This is a genomic window from Nonomuraea sp. NPDC049750 (assembly GCF_040659625.1).
Classification (GTDB): Bacteria; Actinomycetota; Actinomycetes; order Streptosporangiales; family Streptosporangiaceae; genus Nonomuraea.
The window spans coordinates 351,344-372,183 of sequence record NZ_JBFANB010000004.1 but is presented as its reverse complement, the minus strand read 5'-3'; the positions used below and the strand labels follow the sequence as shown (position 1 = coordinate 372,183).

Sequence of the window (20,840 nt, the reverse complement as noted above, 5' to 3'; positions counted from 1 at the left end):
TCGTCTATGCGTCCAACGACCAGTCCGCCCCGCCCGCTGACCGGGCTGGCGACCATGCTCGACGCCGATTCCGGCACGTCGCGGTCGCCGTACGCCCCGCTCACCGGTGTCACGATCGACTCCCGCCACGTGCGGCGCGGAGATCTTTACGTGGCCTTGCCGGGCAACCGGTCCCACGGCGCCGATTTCGCCGCCGAGGCCATGGCGCTCGGCGCCGTGGCCGTCCTCACCGATCCCGGCGGCCGCGCGGCCGCCGCCGCCACGGGCCTGCCCGTCCTCGTCGTGCCCGACGTCCGAGCCGTGCTCGGGCAGGTCGCCTCCTGGGTCTACGGCCGGCCGGCCGACGACATCCAGTTGCTCGGCGTCACCGGCACCAGCGGCAAGTCCACCACCTCGTTCCTGCTCGAAGCCGGCCTGCGGGCCGCGGGCCACACCACCGGGCTGGTGGGCGGCGTCGAGATCCGCGCCGGCGACCTGCGCTTCGAGCCCAGGCTGACCACCCCCGAGGCCACCGAGCTGCACGGCCTGTTCGCGCTCATGCGTGAGGCGGGGGTCACGGCGGCGGCCATGGAGGTCTCCAGCCATGCCCTGGCGCTCGGCCGGGTCGACGGCCTCCACTACGACGTGGCCCTGTTCACCAACCTGTCGCAGGACCATCTCGACTTCCACAAGGACTTCGACGACTACTTCGCCGCCAAGACCCGGCTCTTCCAGCCCGAGCTGGCCCGCGTGGGCGTGACGAACATCGACGACCCCTATGGCCGCGAGCTGCTGTCGGTGGCGAAGGTGCCGATGACCACGTTCTCCGCGCTGGGCGCGCCCGAGGCCCTCTGGCGGGCGCTCGACGTGCGGCTGGGCGCCGACGGCAGCACCTTCCGCGTGACCGGTCCCGGCGGCGTCGAGGCCGACGCGCAGATCTCGCTGCCCGGCCCGTTCAACGTCGCCAACGCGCTCGGCGCGATCGTCACGCTCGTCGAGGCCGGGGTGCCGCTGCAGACCGCCGTCCACGGCGTCGGCACGCTCATCGGCGTCCCCGGCCGCATGCAGCGCATCACGCAGGCGGACGAGGAGTTCCAGGCGATCGTCGACTACTCCCACAAACCCGCCGCGGTCGAGTCGGTGCTGCGCTCGCTGCGCGAGGTCACCGCGGGCCGGCTGGTCGTCGTGCTCGGCTGTGGCGGCGAGCGCGACGCGGGCAAGCGGCCCGTCATGGGCGAGTCCGCGGCGAGATTGGCCGATGTGGCCATATTCACGAGCGACAATCCTCGTTCCGAGGACCCTCTGGACATTCTGGCCGCGATGATGGAAGGAGCGCTCCGCGTTCCGCAGCACGACCGCGCTCATGTGATCATTGAGCCCGACCGCGCGTCCGCGATCGACCTGGCGATCGGCCGGGCCGGGCGTGGCGACGTGATCGTCGTGGCAGGCAAGGGTCACGAGCAGGGCCAGTACGTTTCAGGTGAGGTGATCCCCTTCGACGATCGCGAAGTGGTCGCCGGAGCGATCGACGCACGCAAGGAAAGCAGGAAGCACGCATGATCCCGTTGCCTCTGGCCAGGATCGCCGAGATAACCTCGGGCGCCCTGTCGGGCATGGCCGACCCTCGCGCCGTGGTGCGCGGTCCCGTCGTGATCGACTCACGGGGCGTAGAACCGGGATCCCTGTTCGTCGCCCTGAAGGGCGCGCGGGTCGACGGCCACGACTACGCCGCCCAGGCCATCCGGGCCGGCGCCGTCGCCGTGCTGGCCACCAGGCCGGTCGAGGCCCCCACGGTAATCGTCCCCGACGCCGCCGCCGCGCTGGCCGACCTGGCCACGGCCCACGCCGCCGCGCTGCCCCAGGCCACCGTGATCGGCGTGACCGGCTCGGCCGGAAAGACCTCCACCAAAGACCTCCTGGCCCGGCTGACCGGGCGGATCGGGCCGACCATCGCGCCCGTCGGCTCCTTCAACAACGAGCTCGGCCACCCGCTGACCGTGCTCAGGGCCGACGCCGACACCCGCTACCTGGTGCTGGAGCTCAGCGCCCGCAACATCGGCCACATCCAGGCCCTGGCCCGCATCGCGCCGCCGCGGATCGGCGTGGTGCTGAACGTCGGCACCGCCCACATCGGCGTGTTCGGCGGCAAGGAGGCCATCGCCAAGGCCAAGGGTGAGCTCGTCGAGGCGCTGCCGCGCACCGGCGTGGCCGTGCTCAACGCCGACGACCCGCTGGTCCTGGAGATGGCCTCGCGCACCGACGCCAGGGTCACGCTGTTCGGCCGCTCCGAGGCCGCCGCCATCCGCGCCGAGGACGTCGTCGTCGACGAGCGCGGGCGCGCCTCGTTCACGCTGCGCACCCCCTCGGGCTCCGGGCAGGTCCGGCTCAAGCTGTACGGCGCGCACGCCGTGGAGAACGCCCTGGCCGCCGCCGCGGCCGGTTACGAGCTCGGCCTGCCCGTCGCCACCATCGCCGCGGAGCTGTCGGAGGCCACGCCGCGCAGCCGGTGGCGGATGGAGGTCACCGACCGCCCCGATGGGGTCACGATCGTCAACGACGCCTACAACGCCAACCCCGACTCGATGCGGGCCGCGTTCGAGACGTTCGGCGTGCTCGGCAAGGGCCGCCGCCGCTTCGCCGTGATCGCCGCCCTGCGCGAACTGGGCGAGGACAGCGCAGCGCTCAACGAGGAGCTGGGCCGCCTGGCTGGCGGTTCCGGACTGGCGGGCCTCATCGTGGCCGGGCCCGACGCCCAGCCGGTGCTTCAGGGGGCCTACGCGGCCGCTCAGGCGGCCTCCGCCGCGGGCCCGCCGCTCCCGCTCGCGGGAGGCCCGCCGATGGCGGGAGCACCCGCGCAGCCGCCCCAGACGCTCATCCTGCACGTGCCCGACGCCGCCGCCGCGGCGGCCGAGCTGGCCGGTTGGCTGCGGCCGGGTGACGCGGTGCTGGTCAAGGGGCCCCGGGCGATGGGTCTGGAGCGGACGGCCGAGCAGTTGCTCGGGGGGGCCACGCAGTGACCGACATCATCATCGCCGGTGCGGTGGGGCTGATCCTGTCGATGCTCGGGACGCCCCTGGCCATCCGGCTGTTCTCCCGGCGCGGTTACGGCCAAGAGATCCGCGAGGAGGGCCCGTCCGGGCACCACGGCAAGCGGGGCACGCCCACCATGGGCGGCACCGTGATCGTGCTGGCCTCGCTGCTCGCCTACGGCGCCTCCCGCCTGGCCACGCTGTCGGCGCCGACCGTCTCGGGGATGCTGGTGCTGTTCCTGATGACCGGGCTCGGCGCGGTCGGCTTCCTCGACGACTTCATCAAGATCTACAAGCAGCGCAGCCTCGGCCTGCGCAGCGGCGCCAAGGCGCTCGGCCAGCTCGTCATCGGCGCGGTCTTCGCGGTGCTGGTGACCCAGCAGGCCAACGTCTACGGCATCACCCCCGCCGAGCCCAGGCTGTCGTTCCTGCGCGACTTCGGGCCCTCGCTCGGCATCGTGGGCTTCACCATCTGGGTCCTCATCATGATCGTCGGGTTCTCCAACGCGGTGAACCTCACCGACGGCCTCGACGGCCTGGCCAGTGGCGCGACCGGGGTGGTGCTCGGCGCGTACGTGTTGATCGGCAACTGGCAGCTGCGCAACAACTGCATCGACCAGCTCGGCCCCAACTGCTACTGGGTGCGGGACCCGCTCGACCTGGCGGTGGTGGCGGCGGCCGTGCTCGGGGCGCTGATCGGGTTCCTGTGGTGGAACGCCCCGCCCGCGAAGATCTTCATGGGCGACACCGGCTCGCTGGCCCTGGGCGGCGTGCTGGCCGGTCTGGCCATCGCCACCCGCACCCAGCTGCTGCTCATCATCCTGGCCGGGCTGTGCGTGATCATCACGATGTCGGTGATCATCCAGGTCGGCTTCTTCAAGATGACCGGTAAACGGGTGTTCAGGATGGCGCCGCTGCAGCACCACTTCGAGCTCAAGGGCTGGGCCGAGACCACGATCGTGGTCCGTTTCTGGCTCATCGCCGGACTCTGCGCGGCACTCGGGCTCGGGTTGTTCTACGTCGAATGGATGCCCAAGTAATGGCTCTCACCTGCGTGGCCGGGCTCGGCGTCTCCGGCACCGCCGTGGCGCGGGTGCTCGCCGCGCGGGGTGAGCCCGTCGTCGTGGTCGAGGCCGCCGAGGACGAACGCCGGCGCGCCGTGGCGGCCGAGCTCGCCGGGTTCGGCGTCGAGGTGCGCTTCGGCCCGATGGAGCTGCCGGCGGGCGTCACCCGGCTCGTCACCACCGGCTGGGCGCCGCACCACCCGCTGATCGCCGCGGCCCTCGCGGCGGGCGTCGAGGTGGTCGGGGAGGTGGAGCTGGCCTGGCGGCTGCGCCCCGCACAGGCGGCCCCGTGGCTCGCGCTGACCGGCACCAACGGCAAGACGACCGTGGTCCGCATGCTCACCTCCATCCTGCTGGCCGCCGGGCGCAAGGCGCTGGCCGTGGGCAACGTGGGCCTGCCCGTGGTCGAGGCCGTGGGGGAGCCGTACGACGCCCTGGCGGTCGAGCTGTCGAGCTTCCAGCTGCACTGGTCGAGCACGCTCGCCCCGCACGCCGCCGCGATACTCAACGTGGCGCCCGACCACCTCGACTGGCACGGCTCTATGGAGGCGTACGCCGAGGCCAAGGGACGCATCTTCGAGCGCGCGGGCACCGTGGTCTACAACGCCGACGACCCCGAGGCGTCGCGGCTGGCCGCCCCCTACCCGGACAAGGTCGGCTTCACGCTGCGCGTGCCCCGGCCCGGCCAGCTGGGCGTGGTGGAGGACCTGCTGGTGGACCGGGCGTTCGTGGCCAACCCCGCCGAGGCCGCCGAGGAGCTCGCGACCCTCGCCGACGTGCGCCCCCTGGCGCCGCACAACGTGGCCAACGCGCTCGCCGCCGCCGCGCTGGCCCGCACGCTCGGCGTCACCCCCGACGCCGTACGCCAGGGCCTGCGCGACTTCGTGCCCGACCCGCACCGCATGGCGCACGTCGAGCGGGTCGGCGAGGTCGACTACGTCGACGACTCCAAGGCCACCAACCCGCACGCAGCCGGCGCGGCGCTGTCGTCCTACCCCTCGATCGTGTGGATCGCGGGCGGCCAGCTCAAGGGCGCCGACGTGGACGACCTGGTACGCCAGGCAGCGCCCAGGCTGCGCGGCGCGGTGCTGCTCGGCGTGGACCGCGCCCGGATCGCCGAAGCTCTGGCGCGACACGCGCCGAATGTCCCCGTCGTGGACATCTCCGCCCAAGACACTGGTGCGATGGATCGTGTCGTCACCGAAGCCGCCAGGCTCGCCTCCCCCGGAGACACCGTGTTGCTGTCGCCGGCCGGCGCGTCGCTGGACATGTTCGCCAACTACCCGGCCCGAGGGGAGGCCTTCGCGCGAGCCGTACGCGGCCTGGAGGCGGCCACGTGAGCACGACCACCTCTCCACAGGCTCCTGAGCGGCCACGGCAGAGCGCGGTCGAAGGGCCGACCGGCTGGATCCGCGACCAGCTCGCCGTGCTCAAGGAGCTGCTGGAGAAGCCGCTGGCGACCTACTACCTCATCATCGGCTGCTGCGGGCTGCTGCTCGCGCTCGGGCTGATGATGGTGCTGTCGGCCTCCAGCATCGAGGCGATGCAGAAGACCGACAACCCGTTCACCTGGTTCATCAAGCAGTCGCTGTCGGCCGGTCTGGGCGTGACGCTCATGTGGGTCTGCTCCAGGCTGCCGCACAAGTTCTTCCGCTGGGCGGGCTACCCGCTGATGGCGCTGTCGTTCATCGGCCTGGTCATGGTGCTGTTCATCGGCTCGTCCCAGCTGGGCGCGCAGCGGTGGATCGACGTCGGCTCCTACAGCATCCAGCCCTCCGAGCCCGCCAAGCTGGCCCTCGCGCTGTGGGGAGCGGACCTGCTGGCCCGCAGGGCGCGGCAGGGCCGCATCGAGTGGCGGCAGCTGCTCATCCCGCTCATGCCGGGCACCGCGCTCCTGGCCGTCATGGTCATGTTCGGCCGGGACCTGGGCACCACGCTGGTGCTGTTCATGGTCTTCCTGTCGCTGCTGTGGGTGGTGGGCGCGCCGGTGAAGCTGTTCGGCGGCATCCTGGCGCTCGCCGTGCTGGCCACGCTGATCATGATCAAGGTGGAGCCGTACCGCATGGCGCGCATCGGCGCCTTCCTCAACCCGTGGGCCGACGCCCAGGGCGACGGCTACCAGGCCGTACAAGGGCAGATCGCGATGGGCTCCGGCAGCTGGTTCGGGCTCGGCCTGGGCAGCAGCCGGGCCAAGTGGAGCTGGCTGCCCCACGGCGAGAGCGACTTCATCTTCGCGATCCTGGGCGAGGAGCTCGGGCTGATGGGGACCCTGACCGTGGTGGTGCTGTTCGGGCTGCTCGGCTACGCCGGCCTGCGGGTCGCCGCCCGGGTCAAGGACTCCTTCGTACGGCTGGCCGCCGCCGCCATCGTGGCCTGGATCGTCGGCCAGGCCATCATCAACATGGGCGCGGTGCTCGGCGTGGTGCCCATCACCGGCATCCCGCTGCCCCTGGTCTCCTACGGGGGGTCGGCCCTCCTGCCGACCCTCGCCGCCCTGGGGATGCTGTTGTCGTTCGCGAAACGTGAGCCGGGCGCGCGCGAGGCTCTGGCCGCTCGTGGCCCCGGACCGGCCGTACGGGCCCTAAGCTGGCTTGGCCTGGGGGGAACGACCAAAGGCCGAGTGAGACGTTAGGGAGTGACCTAGATGAGGGTGGTCCTCGCCGGTGGCGGGACGGCCGGGCACATCGAGCCGGCTCTCGCCCTTGCGGACGCGCTGCGCCATTATGACCAGCGCATCGGCATAACCTGTGTGGGCACCGAACGCGGCCTCGAAACCCGCCTGGTCCCGGCCAGGGGATACGAGCTGGAGCTGGTGCCGGCGGTGCCGCTGCCGAGGGCGATCACGCCCCGGCTGCTGACCGTGCCCGGACGGCTGGCCGGTGCGGTCAACGCGGTGGCGGCGATACTCGACCGCGTCCAGGCCGACGTCCTGGTGGGCTTCGGCGGCTACGTGGCGACCCCGGCCTACCTGGCGGCCAAGCGGCGCGGCCTGCCGATCGTGGTGCACGAGGCCAACCCGCGGCCCGGCCTGGCCAACCGGCTGGGCGCCCGGCTCACCGACCACGTCTTCACCGGCTTCCCCGACCACGTGCTGGGCAAGGCCGAATACATCGGCACCCCGCTGCGCCGCGAGATCGTCTCGCTGGACCGGCTGTCGATGGGCGACAAGGCCCGCTCCTGGTTCGGCCTGCAGACCGACCGGCCCACGCTGCTGGTGTTCGGCGGCTCCCAGGGGGCCAGGTCGCTCAACGAGGCCGCGCTGGCCGCCGCGCCGGTCCTGCGCTCGGCCGGCGTGCAGGTGCTGCACGTGCTCGGCCCCAAGAACACCGTCGAGCGCGAGCCGCCGCCCGGCGACCCCCAATACGTCCTGCTGCCCTACCTCGACCGCATGGATCTCGCGTACGCCGCCGCCGACTTCGCGCTGTGCCGCAGCGGCGCGCTGACCTGCGCCGAGCTCACCGCGGTCGGACTGCCCGCCGCCTACGTGCCGCTGCCGCACGGCAACGGCGAGCAGCGGATCAACGCCGAGCGCATCGCGGCGGGCGGTGGCGGGTTCGTGGTCGGCGACGCCGACCTGTCATCTGATTGGATCGTCCACAACGTCCTTCCCGTGCTCCACAGTCCCGAGCGGGTCGTGGCCCTGTCGGAGGCCGCCTCCAGACTGGGACGGAAGGACGCCGATATCATTCTGGCCAGGAAAGTGTTGGAGATAGCCCGATGAGTCTCGTCAAGCTGGTCGATCCCGTCGCCGCAGAAGAGCTGGGGCGCGTGCACTTCATCGGCATCGGCGGCGCGGGGATGTCCGGGATCGCGCGCATCCTGCTCAAGCGCGGGGTGCGGGTGTCCGGCAGCGACGCGCGCAGCACCGATCAGGTCAACGAGCTGCGCGAGCTCGGCGCGATCGTGCACATCGGCCACGCCGCCTCCCACATCAGGGACGTGGACACGGTGGTGGTGTCCACCGCGATCCGCGACTCCAACCCGGAGCTGGGCGAGGCGCTCAAGCAGGGGCTGCGGGTCATCCCGCGAGCCGCCGCGCTCGCCTCCGTGATGGCCGGGCGCAACGGCGTCGCCGTCGCGGGCACCCACGGCAAGACCACCACCGCCTCGATGATGACCGTCGCGCTGCAGAAGTGCGGGGCCGACCCGTCCTACTGCGTGGGCGGCCAGCTCGTCACCACCGGGCTGGGGGCCGACGAGGGGTCGGGGGAGGTGTTCGTCGCCGAGGCCGACGAGAGCGACGGGTCCTTCCTCATGCTGGCGCCCGACATCGCCGTGGTGACGAACGTCGAGGCCGACCATCTCGACAACTACGGCGATCCGCGCGCCGTGCACGACAGCTTCGCCCGCTTCGCCGACCGCGTCGGGTCGCTGCTGATCACCTGCGCCGACGACCCTGGGGCGGCCGAGCTGGCCGAGGTGGCGCGGGCGCGCGGCATCAAGGTCATCACGTACGGCGAGACGGGCGACTACCGCGTGCGCGACGTCAGGCCCGACGGGTTCGGCACCACGTACACCATCGAGGGCATGGGCGAGGTCCGGCTGGCCGTCCCCGGGGCGCACAACGCGCTCAACGCCACCGCCGTGGTCGCCGTGGCCGTGGCGCTGGGACTGCCGTTCGAGGAGATCAGAGACGGGCTGGCGACCTTCACCGGGGCCAAGCGGCGCTTCGAGGCCAAGGGCGAGGCGGGTGGGGTCGCGGTGTTCGACAGCTACGCCCACCATCCGACCGAGCTGGCCGCCGACCTGAGGGCCGCGCGTGACGTGGTGGCCTCCTACTCGGGCGACGGACGGGTCATCGCGATCTTCCAGCCACACCTCTACTCGCGCACCAGGTTCTTCGCCGAGGAGTTCGGGACGGCGCTCGGGCTGGCCGACGAGGCGATCGTGCTCGATGTCTACGGCGCCCGCGAGGACCCCGAGCCCGGCGTGTCGGGGGCCATGGTGGCGGGCCGCGTGCGGCTGCCCGCCGAGCAGGTGGTCTACGCCCCGGACCGGGCCTCGGTGCCGGCCCTGGTGGCGGCTCGGGCCCGGGGCGGCGACATCGTGCTGACGATGGGCGCGGGCGACGTGACGGAGCTCGGACCGCAGATCCTTGAGCAGCTCTCCGCGGGCTGATTCGGCGGCCGGCCACCTCGGGTGTGGCTCCGCGCGGTACGGCTCTTCGGGCGACTATGCGTGGCGTGGCTCTTTGCGGGACGGCTGCGCGGCCGGCTGCGCCTGGGGTGGCTCCGCAGGGGACGACTCCGCGGTCCACTACATCTGGCGTGGCTCCGCGCGGGACGACGCCGTGGTCCGCTGCGCGTGGCGTGGCTCTTCGCCGTATGACCCCGCCGTCCCTCACGGCCGGCGGCCACAGGCGGCCGGGCGGCGGGGGTTCTGGCGGTGGGACTCTGGCGTGGCGCCGTGGGCGGTGGCCGGACGCGGCGTAGGTTCAGTGGCGCGCGGCGTGCGTGGCGGTGACTCTTGCGGCGTAGGTTCGGTGGCGCACGGCGTGCCGGTTGCGCAAGGTGGGTGACCCTGGGAGGGCGATGAAGGCGCGCAACGCTTTTCTGGTACTGCTGACCGCCGGAGTGGTGGGCTGCGCCGTCTGGCTGATCTTCTTCTCGCCCGTGCTCGGCGTACGATCGATCGACATCGTGGGAAATGTCACAGTGCCTGCTGAGCGCATAGAGCAACAGGCCGGGGTGCCCGAGTTGCACCCGCTGGCCACCGTCGATCTGGCCGGCGTCGAGGCCCGGGTGATGCAGATCAGGCAGCTCGCCTCGGCCAAGGTCGACCGGGTCTGGCCGGGCACGCTGAAGATCGAGGTGGTCGAGCGCGAGCCGATCGCCGCGATCACGGCCGGCGGCAAGGCGGCGCTGATCGACAAGGGGGGCGTCGTCATCGAGCTCCAGGACACGGTCCCGCCCGGCCTGCCGACGCTCAAGGTGGACCGCCCCGCCGCCGGCGACCCCACGACCATGGCCGCGCTGCGGGTGATCCAGTCACTGCCCGACGATCTCGCGGCCAAGGTACGGGGGGTCCGGGCCTCCTCGCCCGAGGGTGTGTCGCTGGAGCTCTCCGACGGCCGCGGCGTCGTCTGGGGCGGGGCCGACCGGGGCGCGGACAAGGCTCGCATCCTCAAGACCCTCCTGCGCCGCAAGGCCAGCGTCTACGACGTGAGCTCACCCGACGTGGTGACGCTCAAATGAGCCGGATCCCATCGAGGTGGTGACGCTCAAGTGCCGAACCCCACCGAGGTGGTGACGCTCAAGTGCCGGATCCCACTGACGTGGTGACCCTCAAGCGTGGGAGCTGGACCCTGCCGAGGTGGTGGCGGCCAAGTGCCGGAGCTGGACCCCACCGACGTGGTGGCGGTCAAGCGTCGGAGCTGGACCCCCGCCCACGTGGTGACGGTCAAGCGCCCGGATTCCACCGTGCCGCCAACGGAGCCGTCGTACGGCGTGATCCGGGGGTGGGGTTGGCGCGTCCTACGGGATATGCGTCGCATAAAGGGCGGCGCACCTGTCAGAGCGCGCCGATCATGCCGCCCGCCGATGGCCGAGTCTGTCCGGGATGGGGCTTCCGGCGTGAGAGCCTGTAACACGGCGCGTGGCAGAGGAGGGTTCCGACCTGGCGGGACGACGGAGCGAAACGGACAGCCCGCGACACGCCGGACGTGCTTGCGGCGCGGTTAGTTGACCCGCCCGGAGCGTAACTCCTACTGTCCGTATCAATCCTCAGGTTGACATAAATCTGAATCTCAACTTGAGGTTGAGAGTTAACGAAGCAGAGAACGCGGAGACGATCCGCACCGAAATGGCAAGTCAACGAGCGGAAAGGCCCCTCGTCGTGGCAGCACCGCAGAACTACCTCGCGGTCATCAAGGTCGTCGGCATTGGCGGCGGCGGAGTGAACGCCGTCAACCGGATGATCGAGGAGGGACTCAAGGGCGTCGAGTTCATCGCGATAAACACCGACGCCCAGGCGCTGCTGATGAGTGACGCCGACGTCAAACTCGACGTGGGCCGCGAGCTCACCCGCGGGCTGGGAGCCGGCGCCAACCCCGATGTGGGGCGCAAGGCGGCCGAAGACCATCGTGAGGAGATCGAGGAGGTCCTCAAGGGGGCCGACATGGTCTTCGTGACCGCGGGTGAGGGAGGCGGCACCGGCACCGGCGGCGCGCCCGTCGTGGCGAACATCGCCCGGTCGCTCGGCGCGCTCACGATCGGTGTCGTGACCCGGCCGTTCAGCTTCGAGGGCCGTCGCAGGGCCTCGCAGGCCGAGGCCGGCATCGAGACCCTGCGCGACGAGGTCGACACGCTGATCGTGATCCCCAACGACCGGCTGCTGTCGATCTCCGACCGGCAAGTGAGCGTGCTCGACGCGTTCAAGGCGGCCGACCAGGTGCTGCTGTCGGGTGTGCAGGGCATCACCGATCTGATCACCACGCCCGGCCTGATCAACCTCGACTTCGCCGACGTCAAGTCGGTCATGTCGGGCGCCGGTTCGGCGCTGATGGGCATCGGCCACGCGCGCGGTGACGACCGCTCGGTCGCCGCCGCCGAGATGGCAGTCTCCAGCCCGCTGCTGGAGGCCAGCATCGACGGCGCCCACGGCGTGCTGCTGTCGATCGCCGGCGGCTCCGACCTCGGCCTGTTCGAGATCAACGAGGCCGCCCAGCTCGTGTCGATGGCGGCCGCGCTCGACGCCAACATCATCTTCGGTACGGTCATCGACGACGCGCTCGGCGACGAGGTCCGCGTCACCGTGATCGCCGCCGGGTTCGACGACGTGCCGCCGCCGGCGGAGAAGCCGCTCCCGCGCCCGCAGAGCCGTCCCGCCGCCGCGTCCACGGCCCCGCCCGTGTCGTCGCCGGTACGCCCCAGCGTCTCGGCGCCCAGCGTGAAGGCCGAGCCCGCGCCGCAGCGTTTCGACCAGCGCCCCGAGCCCCGGCCCGAACTGCGTCCCGAGCCGCGCCCCGACTTCAGGCCGGAGCCTCGCCCTGAGCCGCGCTCCGACTTCAGGCCCGAGCCTCGCCCTGAGCCCCTGTCCGAGCCGCGCGCCGACCTCCGTCCCGAACCGCCGCGCCCGGACCAGCGGTCCGACTTCCGCTCCGACCATCGGCCCGAGCCGGTGCGTCCGGTGGAGAGCGCGCCCGAGCCGGCGGCCCACGAGCCGATCGCCGACGAGCCCTCCGGCCCCGTCTCGATCCCGCGGCCCACGCCCGAGCCCGCCAATCCGCCCACGCCCATCACCTCCCGCATGTCGGAGCCCGCCAAACGCCGTCCGGTGGTTTTCGAGGAGCAGGAGGAGGAACTCGACGTCCCCGACTTCCTCAAGTAGTCCGACTCTCCGCCGCTCCTTCCTCACCGGGCCTCGATGGCCCTTCACCGGGGGAATGGAGCGGCGCAGCCGCGTTCGGGGCCGGTTCCTCCAGCCAGGTGATCTGGCTCACCGGGCCGGGGTGATCTCACTCACGTAACCGGGGTGATCTCACTCACGTATCCGGGGTGGCTGAACCCACGTGGCGGGGTGGCCGGACCCACGTAGCGGGAGCGATCGGACTCACGCGGCCGGGGATGGTCGGGACTTCCCATAGCCGGGGTGGTTGGGCCCGCATGGAGCCGGGGTGGTCGACTCAGGTGGTCGGGGTGGTCGGGAGTCGTGTAGAGCTGGGGTGACCGGACTCACGTGCCTCGTCACGGCGGCCGGCCCCGTGCGGGATCAGCGGCCGTCTTCCTGGAGGCCCCTGGCCCCGTGCGGCGGGTGGGGCCCACCGGGCCTGCCGTACCAGAAGAACAGCGCCGCACCACATGGGAGGCGCGCCCTGCGGCAGAGAGATACCCGAGCGGAGCGAAGAGGTGGACGTGAGCGTGAGTACGGACGAGACCGGCCGGACGCGGCAAGACGCCAGTGACGGGACGCGGCGTGACGAGACGGCCCGGGCGCGGCAAGACGCCAGTGACGGGACGCGGCGTGACGAGACGGATCGAGCGCGGCAAGACGAGACCGACCGGACTCGGCGGGGCGAGACTGACCAGGCGCGGCGGGACGAGAGTGGCCCGGCGCGGCGAGACGTGACCGATCGGGCGCGGCGGGATGAGATCGCGGCGGGGCTGGCGGAGGTGGAGGGGCGGATCTCCGAGGCGTGCCGGGCGGTCGGGCGTGATCGGAGTGAGGTGACCCTGATCGCCGTGACCAAGACCTATCCCGCCTCCGACGTCCGCCTGCTGTGCGAGCTCGGCGTCCGCGAGGTCGGCGAGAACCGCGACCAGGAGGCCGCCCCCAAGGCGCGCGAATGCCAGGAGCTCCCCCTGACCTGGCACTTCGTCGGCCAGTTGCAGACCAACAAGGTCCGTTCGGTGGTCTCCTACGCCGATGTGATCCACTCCGTCGACCGGCCCAGGCTGGTCGAGGTGATCAGCCGGGAGGCCGGGAAGCAGGGGCGCCAGGTCGGCTGCCTCGTGCAGGTGGCGCTCGACGACGACCCGGCCAGAGGCGGCGCCAGGCCCGCCGACGTGCCGGGGATCGCCGACCTGATCGCCGCGGCCGCGCACCTGTGGCTGGGCGGGGTGATGGCCGTGGCGCCGCTGGGGGAGGACCCGGGCAAGGCGTTCGCCCGGCTGCGAGAGTTGGCCGCCGCCGTACGCGAGCGCCACCCCCGTGCCACGATGCTGTCGGCGGGCATGAGCGATGACCTCGGCGCGGCCGTCGCGCACGGCGCGACACACGTTCGGGTCGGTACGGCGTTGCTCGGTCGTCGCAAGCCCTTCGTCAGGTAATGTCCCGTCAAGTGGGTCTTACAGGCTCACACCACCAGTAGAGGTCGATCAGCGGTGAGCTCCAAGGGGGTACGGCTACCGCCTCGGACCCGGCGACAGGCCCGAGCGAGTGCGACCATGAGCAGGAGGACGACGTAGCGATGGCCGGCGCGATGCGCAAGATGGCGGTCTACCTCGGTCTCGTGGAGGACGACCGCTACGAGAGGTATGAGACCTACCCGGACGAGTACGCCTACGAGGACGAGCCCCCGCGGACCGGCGAGGAGCGGGCCGTAGCGGTCCAGGAACGCGACGACGAGGCAGACTCCGGGGTCCCCGCGCCGAGGCCATCCACGACCGTCCTGGAGCGCCGTACGACCGATCTGGCGCGCATCACCACCCTCCATCCCCGGACCTACAACGAGGCCCGGACGATCGGCGAGCACTTCCGCGACGGCACCCCGGTCATCATGAACCTGACCGAGATGGTTGACAGCGACGCAAAACGCCTGGTCGATTTCGCGGCAGGTCTGGTCTTTGGCCTACATGGCAGCATTGAACGTGTTACCAACAAGGTGTTCCTGTTGTCCCCAGCCAATGTCGAGGTGACCGCCGAGGACAAGGCTCGAATCGCGGAACGCGGGTTCTTCAACCAGAGTTAGAGTCTCTGTATGTCTATCGCACCCAACCAGGCCTCACCGAGGCCCGGCGGGCACATCAGAAGTGGAGGCGCGGCCAGACCGTGGGGATCGTAAGCCAGATCTTGGTCGTAGTCCTGTCTCTCTATTTGGTGCTGCTCATCGGCAGGATGATCTTTGAGACGGTCCAGGCGTTCGCCCGTCAGTGGCGCCCTTCGGGCGTCGTGCTCGTGCTTGCCGAGGCCACCTACACCGCAACCGACCCACCTCTCAAGTTCCTCCGCCGTTTCATTCCCCCGCTCCGGTTGGGTACGGTGGCCTTTGACCTAAGCTTCACAGTCCTCTTCATCATCGTTCTGCTCTTGATCCAGATCGCCGGATCACTGGGCCCGCGGTGATGGAGGCCGTGGGGCACCGGTCGTGATCCAACTCGTGTCCGCGCTGAAGTGATTCGGGTTAACCGTCCCTCCGGACAGACTCCAAGCGCGCCAAGGAGACCAAAAGATGCCGCTGACGCCCGCTGATGTGCGGAACAAGCAGTTCAGTACCACTCGGCTACGGCCGGGCTACGACGAGGAAGAGGTCGACGCCTTCCTCGACGAAGTCGAGGCTGAGCTCGACCGCCTGATCCAAGAGAACGAGGAGCTCCGCGCCAAGCTGGCCGAGTGCCTGCGCGGTAAGGTGCCCGGGGGCATGAGCATGCCCATGGCCTCCGCTCCGGTGCAGGAGCAGCCGAAGCCCGAGATGATGATGCCGCCGCAGCCGGAGCCGATGAAGGTTCCCGAGCCGCAGCAGCAGCCTCAGCCGGTCCCCGTCATGAACATGCCTCCGGCCGAGGACAACATGGACACCGCGGCCCGCGTGCTCGCGCTGGCCCAGCAGACCGCCGACCAGGCGATCTCCGACGCCCGCCGCGAGGCGGACGAGACGGTCACCCGCGCCCGCCGCGAGGCCGACGAGATCCTCACCAAGGCTCGCCGCCAGGCCGAGCAGGTCATCGGCGACGCCCGTGCCCGCGCCGAGACGCTCGAGCGCGACGCGCAGGAGCGCCACCGCCAGGCCATGGGTTCTCTCGTCCAGACCCGTGACGAGCTGGAGCGCAAGGTCGAGGAGCTGCGCAGCTTCGAACGCGAATACCGCAGCCGCCTCAAGCTCTACCTGGAGAACCAGCTCGCCGAGCTGAACGTCTCCGCGGAAGGCAGCGGTGGCTTCCCGGTCATGACCGGCGGCGGTCCCTCGGCGGCGGCCCCGGCCATGTCGCACGCGGTGCCTCAGGGTGGTCAGCAGCCTCTCCCCGGTGGTCCCAACCCGTTCGGCGGTGACTCCCCGCAGGGCGCTTTCCCCGGCGGTGACGGTCCGCACAACGACCGCCGGTAAAGTAGCGGGTCATCAAGGACCCGTCACTCGAAAGAGCCCTTTGTGATCCTAATCAGTGCTGGTTTGGTGCTCGCGGCGGTTGTCTTGCTGATCGCGGGCTTCGTTCTGGCAAAGCCGTTCCTGATCATGTGGTCCATCGTGGTCAGCGTGCTGTCCGCGCTGTTCCTGGTGATCGGGGCGCTGCTGCGGCGTCACGAGCTGTTTCCCGGTGGTGGGCGGGCCGCTGCGCCGGCCACCCCGCCGGTGGGGCACGCGCCGGTCGGCCTGCCGCATGGCCAGACCCAGCCGGGTCCCCTGGGGGCCCCGATGGGAGCGCCGCCGTCGCCGCGTCCACAGACGCACCAGCAGACGGCCACCGCGCCGACGCAACGCCGTCCCGCGGTGCGCGGGATCTCCCCGGACGCGCTCGTCCTGGTGATCCCCGGACGCAAGCGCTATCACGTCCCGGGTTGCCGCCAGCTGATCGGACGGGATCAAGAGGAGCTCACGTACGAGGAGGCGCGCGAGGAGGGCTTCACGCCCTGTACGGCGTGCCTGCCGGACGCAGCGCTGGGCGGACGGCAGCTGCCGCCTGCCGCCGGCCCCGAGCCCGCTGCCGCCTCCAAGCCCGGCGGCGTTGAGCCCGCCGTCACCCCCTTGCCCGGCGCTTCCGGCCCCGGCTCTTCTACCGGCGCCGCTTCCGGCCCCGTTACCGGCTCCGTGTCCGCTATGGGCCCCGCGCCGGTCGGCGGCCCCAAGCCCGGATCCGCGCCTTCATCGGCTCCCAAGCCTGGTTCCGGCCCTTCATCGGCTCCCAAGCGTGGCCCCGAGCCTTCGCAGACTCCCAAGGTCCCCGCAGACCTCCGGGCCGAGGCGCCCGGCGCCACGCGCGACCTGCGCCCCCCGGTGTCCGGCGGCCCGACCAAGCCGAAGCCCGACTCGAAGGCCGCCACCCCCGCCCCGGACCCCGCCGACGCCCCGGCCGAGCCGACGGGCTGGTTCGCCCGCCCCGCGGAGCCCGCGCCGTCGTCCAGCGCCACGACCAAGCCGGCCGCCTCAGGGCCCGGCAAGGACCGTACGGAACCCCCGTCGTCCGACCCTTCCGCCGGTCCGAGGCTGGCCCCGTACATCACCACCATGCCGTCGTCGGGCCAGCCGTCGTCCGGCCAGCCGTCGTCCGGGCAGACCAGGAGCGGGCAGCCGTCGTCGGGCAAGCCTGGGAGCGGCCAGCCAGCGTCGGGCAAGCCTGGGTCCGGTCAGCCGTCGTCCGGCCCGTCCGGAAGCGGACGTACCGAGACTGGCAAGCCCGGAAGCCGCCAACCTGGGGCGACCGGCAAGCCGGAGACGCCCGGAAGGCCCGAGACGCCCGGAAAGCCGGGAGTAGGTCGGCCCGGAGAGCGCCCCTCGTCCGTTGCGGCAGAGGCCGCCGGTCAGAGCCGTGGCGGACCGGACCGAGGTGCGCCCGAGCGCGGCGGACCGGCCCAAGGGGCCACCGAACGTGGTGGCCGGCCCCGGGGGACCGCCGAGCGTAGTGGTCAGGCCCAAGGGACCTCCGAGCCTGGCGGTCAGGAGCGTGATGCTCAAGGCCGTGATGCTCAAGGCCGTGATGCTCAAGGCCGTGGCGCTCAGGGCCGAGGTGTCGCGCCGGACGTCGACGACTCTGGGCCCGCGACGGCGCCTCAGCGTGCCGTACAAGCGGGAGAGCCCGCGCCGCAGCGCCCCGGCCCCGGCAAAGCCGGCTGGAGCCCGTCGTCGGACCGGCCTGAGCACCCGGCCGTGGCGCCCGAGCGTCCCGCCTCGACGGCCGAGTCCGCGGCCAAGCCCAAGGGTCCTCTGCCTACGGCGCCGACCGCGTCCGGTAAGCCGGCGCGGCCCGGATCCGGAGGGGAGGCGTCCGGCTCCGGAGAGGAGACGTCCGGCTCCGAGGGAGAGCGGTCCGGGGCCAAGAGGGAGACGTCCGGGGCCAAGGGAGAGCGGTCCGAGTCGGTGGGCGGGACCGTGATCATGCCGGTGCAGCCCGGAGCCGCTTCCGGGGCTACGCCCAAGGCAGAGAGCGCTGGGCCGCCGAGTGGGTCGCGCCCGGCCAGTGGGAGACCCGCTGCCGGTACGACGCCTGCGGCGAGCAGACCCGCGGAAAGCGCCAAGGCAGCCGAGAGCGCCAAGGCAGCGGCCAAAGCGCCCGAGCCCGCATCCGGGCCCACGCCGCCCAGGCCGGACAGCGGCGCGTCCGGCAGGCCGGACACCCCGGCACCCGCCAGGCCAGGCAGTGCCGCATCGGCCAGGCCAGGCAGTGCCGCATCGGCCAGGTCGGACAGTGCCGCGTCTGCGAAGCCGGATAGCGTCTCGTCCACTAAGTCGGACAGCGCCGCGTCTGCCAAGGGGTCCTCTGGCGGGGGAGACGCCGACCCCGCCAAAGAAGCGACCACCACGGGCGGCAAGCCCGACAGTGAGGGTGGCAAGCCCGACAGCGAAGGCGCGGGGAAGAGCGGGCGGTCGGCCACGGTGAAGGTCATCGTCGGCACTCGCCGCTACCACAGCACCGCCTGCCCCCTCATCCGGGGCGCGGGTGAAACGGGTGTGGAGACCATGACGATCTCGCAGGCCGAGTCGGCTGGCTTGACGAGCTGCTCGGTCTGCCAGAACGATCGCGAGTCCGTCAGCTAGGTGAGCCCGGGCGAAAGCCTCGACGTTGGTTCAGCGGCCAACGTAGAGGCTGCCCGGATGCTGGGCCACTGCGGTTTGTCGGGCCGCCGGTCGTGGAGGCCGGACCGGCGGGCATGTAGATCGCGGGCGGGCTGGCCAGCGAGATCGTCGGCGGGGCGGGCCAGCCATCGAGGCCCCTTCGCCTGGGAAATCACCTCGGCCGCCCTTGAAGACCGCACGGCCCAGGCCGAGCAAGGGGCCAGGTCGATCGGCAGAAGCGTGTGAGCCGGGTCCAGCTGGTCGGGTCGAGCGGGTCGGTTGAGCGGCGGAGCGAGCGGACCGGGTGAGGCCCGGTCAGGTGGGGTGCGATCAGGGGTCTGGTCGGGCGGGGTGCGGTCAGGGGTCTGGTCGGGCGGGGTGCGGTCAGGGGTCCCGTCGGATCGGGTTGAGCGGCGGAGCGGGCGGGGCGGGCCCGTCCGGATAGGGGCCCGTGGGTAGGGCCCGTCCGGGTGAGGCGCGGTCAGGTGGGCCGGTCAGGTGTCCGTGGGTGATTCGGGCCAGCCGGATTCGAGGAGGTCGAAGATGGCGTGCATCGCGGCCAGGGGGTCCGCTTCCGTGCCCGCGAGCTCCGGGATCTCCAGGACGTAGCGGGCGAGAGCGCGGACCGTCATGTCGGCGGGGTCGCGGCCGCTCTCCGTGGCGATCGCCTCGGCCAGGGCGCCCTCGCTCGCTATCCAGAGCTTGCGTGAGTATTCCCGCAGGGCGGGCGTACCCACGATCAGGTCGCGTTTGCGCCGAAGGTCGGGCGGGAGGTCTTCGGTGAAGGGTCCCCGGCCGGCCAGGCAGCGGCGCAGGGCTTCCAGCACCGACTGACCGGAGGGGCGGTCGTGGATCGCGGCGACCAGCCACACGTGTCGTTCGGCGCCGTCGTCGAAGATCAGCGCTTCCTTGCCGTCCGGCACGTGCGCGAACAGGGTGGCGATGGAGACGTCCGCCTCGTCGGCGATCTGAGCGACGGTGACGCCGTCGTAGCCATGTTCGGCGAACAGCCGCAACGCCGCGTCCGACAACGCCCGGCGGGTCTGTGCCTTCTTGCGCTCGCGGCGCCCCATCGTCGTTGCCATGCCTCCACCGTATCCCAAAACTAGAATGCATCTGAATCTATAGTGATTATAGTTTCTTGGCCGGTATGGCGCCTGGCCGACACGACGACCTCCCCATGTAAGGAGCCGGACATGACCGACCCCCACAGCCCAGACCCCTGGGACGTGCGCCGCCTGCCGCGCGCCGACGGCAAGAACTTCCTGGTCACCGGTGGCAACGCGGGCATCGGATACTTCGTCGCGGAACAACTCGCCGGCACCGGTGCCACCGTCATCCTCGGCAGCCGGGACACCGCCAAGGCCGAAGCGGCTCAGGTCTCGATCCGCGCCCGCGTCCCCGGCGCGCGCGTCCGTCACATCCGCCTGGACCTGGCCGATCTCTCCTCGCTCAAAGCCTCTGTGGACGCGCTGAGTCTGGACAGGCTGGACGCGGTCGTCTGCAACGCCGGAGTGCTGCTCGATCAGCCGCCGCGGCGCGAGACCAAGGACGGCAACGAGCTGATGTTCGCCACCAATCACCTGGGGCACTTCGCGCTGACCTGGTGGCTGGCACCTCTGCTGACGGCCGGGTCCGCGAGCCGGGTGGTGACCACCGGTAGCTTCACGGCCAAGTCCGAGAGCCTGGATCTCGACGATCTCCAGAGCACGCGCGATTACCGGCCGAAACGAACGTACGCGCGATCGAAACTCGCGCAGATGCTCTTCGGTCTCGAACTCGACCGTCGCCTGCGCGCCGTCGGCAGTACGACGTTGAGCGTGCTCACCCACCCCGGCGGCGCGCTCGACTCCCTCACCCCATCACGCCCACCGGTCCACCAAAGGACCACCGGCGAACGGCTGCGCGGTCTGCCGGCCGGCCTCCTCCTCCAGGGCAAGGAGGCCGCCGCCTGGCCCGCCGTCCGGGCCGTCCTCGATCCGTCCGTGCGCGGCGGCCAGTTGTGGGGGCCCCGGGTCTTCGGGATCCGCGGCGTGCCCACTCTCGAACCCGTGCGAGGTCACCTGGCCGACGCCGATCTCGCGGCGCGCGTGTGGACCGCCAGCGCCGATCTGACCGGCCTCGATCCGAGTTTTGGCCTCGGGTGAGCCCGATGGTCGATCGGCCCGAGAGGGCCCGCCAGGCGCGAAGCGGCGTGGGACGCCGCCAGGCGCGCAGGTCGTCAGCTGAGTGGGACGCGGCCAGGCGCGCAGGTCGTCAGCTGAGTGGGACGCGGCCAGGCGCGTCGCCCGTCAGCCGAGTGGGACGCGTCTAAGTGACACGTCCCACCCAGTCAAAACCCCATAC

The 20,840-nt window shown here is 71.6% G+C and carries 16 protein-coding genes; 15 read left to right on the top strand and 1 reads right to left on the bottom strand.

All coding sequences use genetic code 11. The features are described from left to right. Positions 1–6 precede the first annotated feature (6 nt). The 14 genes from AB0J16_RS13550 (at position 7) to AB0J16_RS13485 (ending at position 18,476) form a co-directional block, all read left to right on the top strand. Entirely contained in the window at positions 7–1,539 is a 1,533-nt protein-coding gene (locus tag AB0J16_RS13550; protein ID WP_358538226.1) for a UDP-N-acetylmuramoyl-L-alanyl-D-glutamate--2,6-diaminopimelate ligase, read from the top strand. After that, on the top strand, positions 1,536–2,996 hold the full coding sequence (murF, locus tag AB0J16_RS13545) for a UDP-N-acetylmuramoyl-tripeptide--D-alanyl-D-alanine ligase (RefSeq protein WP_358538224.1): 1,461 nt from the start codon (positions 1,536–1,538) through the stop codon (positions 2,994–2,996). The genes AB0J16_RS13550 and murF overlap by 4 nt, the downstream gene beginning before the upstream one ends. After that, entirely contained in the window at positions 2,993–4,048 is a 1,056-nt protein-coding gene (mraY, locus tag AB0J16_RS13540; RefSeq protein WP_357945394.1) for a phospho-N-acetylmuramoyl-pentapeptide-transferase, read from the top strand. The genes murF and mraY overlap by 4 nt, the downstream gene beginning before the upstream one ends. Then, positions 4,033–5,412: a UDP-N-acetylmuramoyl-L-alanine--D-glutamate ligase gene (gene murD, locus AB0J16_RS13535; RefSeq protein WP_358538222.1), complete on the top strand. Its 1,380-nt coding sequence runs from the start codon at positions 4,033–4,035 to the stop codon at positions 5,410–5,412. Before mraY ends, murD begins: the two co-directional genes overlap by 16 nt. Next, positions 5,409–6,704: a putative lipid II flippase FtsW gene (gene ftsW, locus AB0J16_RS13530; RefSeq protein WP_358538220.1), complete on the top strand. Its 1,296-nt coding sequence runs from the start codon at positions 5,409–5,411 to the stop codon at positions 6,702–6,704. Before murD ends, ftsW begins: the two co-directional genes overlap by 4 nt. A gap of 12 nt (positions 6,705–6,716) precedes the next feature. Further along, complete coding sequence (gene murG, locus AB0J16_RS13525) at positions 6,717–7,793, top strand: undecaprenyldiphospho-muramoylpentapeptide beta-N-acetylglucosaminyltransferase (RefSeq protein ID WP_358538218.1); 1,077 nt, start codon at positions 6,717–6,719, stop codon at positions 7,791–7,793. After that, positions 7,790–9,190, top strand: a complete 1,401-nt coding sequence (gene murC / locus AB0J16_RS13520) for a UDP-N-acetylmuramate--L-alanine ligase (RefSeq protein ID WP_358538216.1) — start codon at positions 7,790–7,792, stop codon at positions 9,188–9,190. Before murG ends, murC begins: the two co-directional genes overlap by 4 nt. Before the next feature lie 413 nt (positions 9,191–9,603). Continuing rightward, entirely contained in the window at positions 9,604–10,266 is a 663-nt protein-coding gene (locus tag AB0J16_RS13515) for an FtsQ-type POTRA domain-containing protein (protein ID WP_358538213.1), read from the top strand. Positions 10,267–10,906: 640 nt separating this feature from the next. Further along, entirely contained in the window at positions 10,907–12,400 is a 1,494-nt protein-coding gene (gene ftsZ / locus AB0J16_RS13510) for a cell division protein FtsZ (RefSeq protein WP_358538210.1), read from the top strand. Between the two features lie 761 nt (positions 12,401–13,161). Continuing rightward, on the top strand, positions 13,162–13,839 hold the full coding sequence (locus AB0J16_RS13505) for a YggS family pyridoxal phosphate-dependent enzyme (RefSeq protein ID WP_358538848.1): 678 nt from the start codon (positions 13,162–13,164) through the stop codon (positions 13,837–13,839). A gap of 140 nt (positions 13,840–13,979) precedes the next feature. Continuing rightward, on the top strand, positions 13,980–14,480 hold the full coding sequence (gene sepF, locus AB0J16_RS13500) for a cell division protein SepF (protein WP_225291780.1): 501 nt from the start codon (positions 13,980–13,982) through the stop codon (positions 14,478–14,480). An 80-nt stretch (positions 14,481–14,560) separates the two neighbouring features. Further along, complete coding sequence (locus AB0J16_RS13495; RefSeq protein WP_357945412.1) at positions 14,561–14,854, top strand: YggT family protein; 294 nt, start codon at positions 14,561–14,563, stop codon at positions 14,852–14,854. Positions 14,855–14,960: 106 nt separating this feature from the next. Next, positions 14,961–15,833: a DivIVA domain-containing protein gene (locus tag AB0J16_RS13490; protein WP_357945415.1), complete on the top strand. Its 873-nt coding sequence runs from the start codon at positions 14,961–14,963 to the stop codon at positions 15,831–15,833. A gap of 42 nt (positions 15,834–15,875) precedes the next feature. Then, complete coding sequence (locus tag AB0J16_RS13485; protein ID WP_358538207.1) at positions 15,876–18,476, top strand: hypothetical protein; 2,601 nt, start codon at positions 15,876–15,878, stop codon at positions 18,474–18,476. A gap of 512 nt (positions 18,477–18,988) precedes the next feature. On the opposite strand, the gene AB0J16_RS13480 is transcribed toward AB0J16_RS13485, so the two are convergent. After that, positions 18,989–19,579 carry a TetR family transcriptional regulator gene (locus tag AB0J16_RS13480; RefSeq protein WP_358538204.1) on the bottom strand — a complete coding sequence of 197 codons (591 nt, stop codon included), beginning with the start codon at positions 19,577–19,579 and terminating at the stop codon, positions 18,989–18,991. Between the two features lie 111 nt (positions 19,580–19,690). On the opposite strand from AB0J16_RS13480, the gene AB0J16_RS13475 reads away from it, so the two are divergent. Further along, positions 19,691–20,641, top strand: a complete 951-nt coding sequence (locus AB0J16_RS13475; RefSeq protein ID WP_358538201.1) for an SDR family NAD(P)-dependent oxidoreductase — start codon at positions 19,691–19,693, stop codon at positions 20,639–20,641. Positions 20,642–20,840 lie beyond the last annotated feature (199 nt).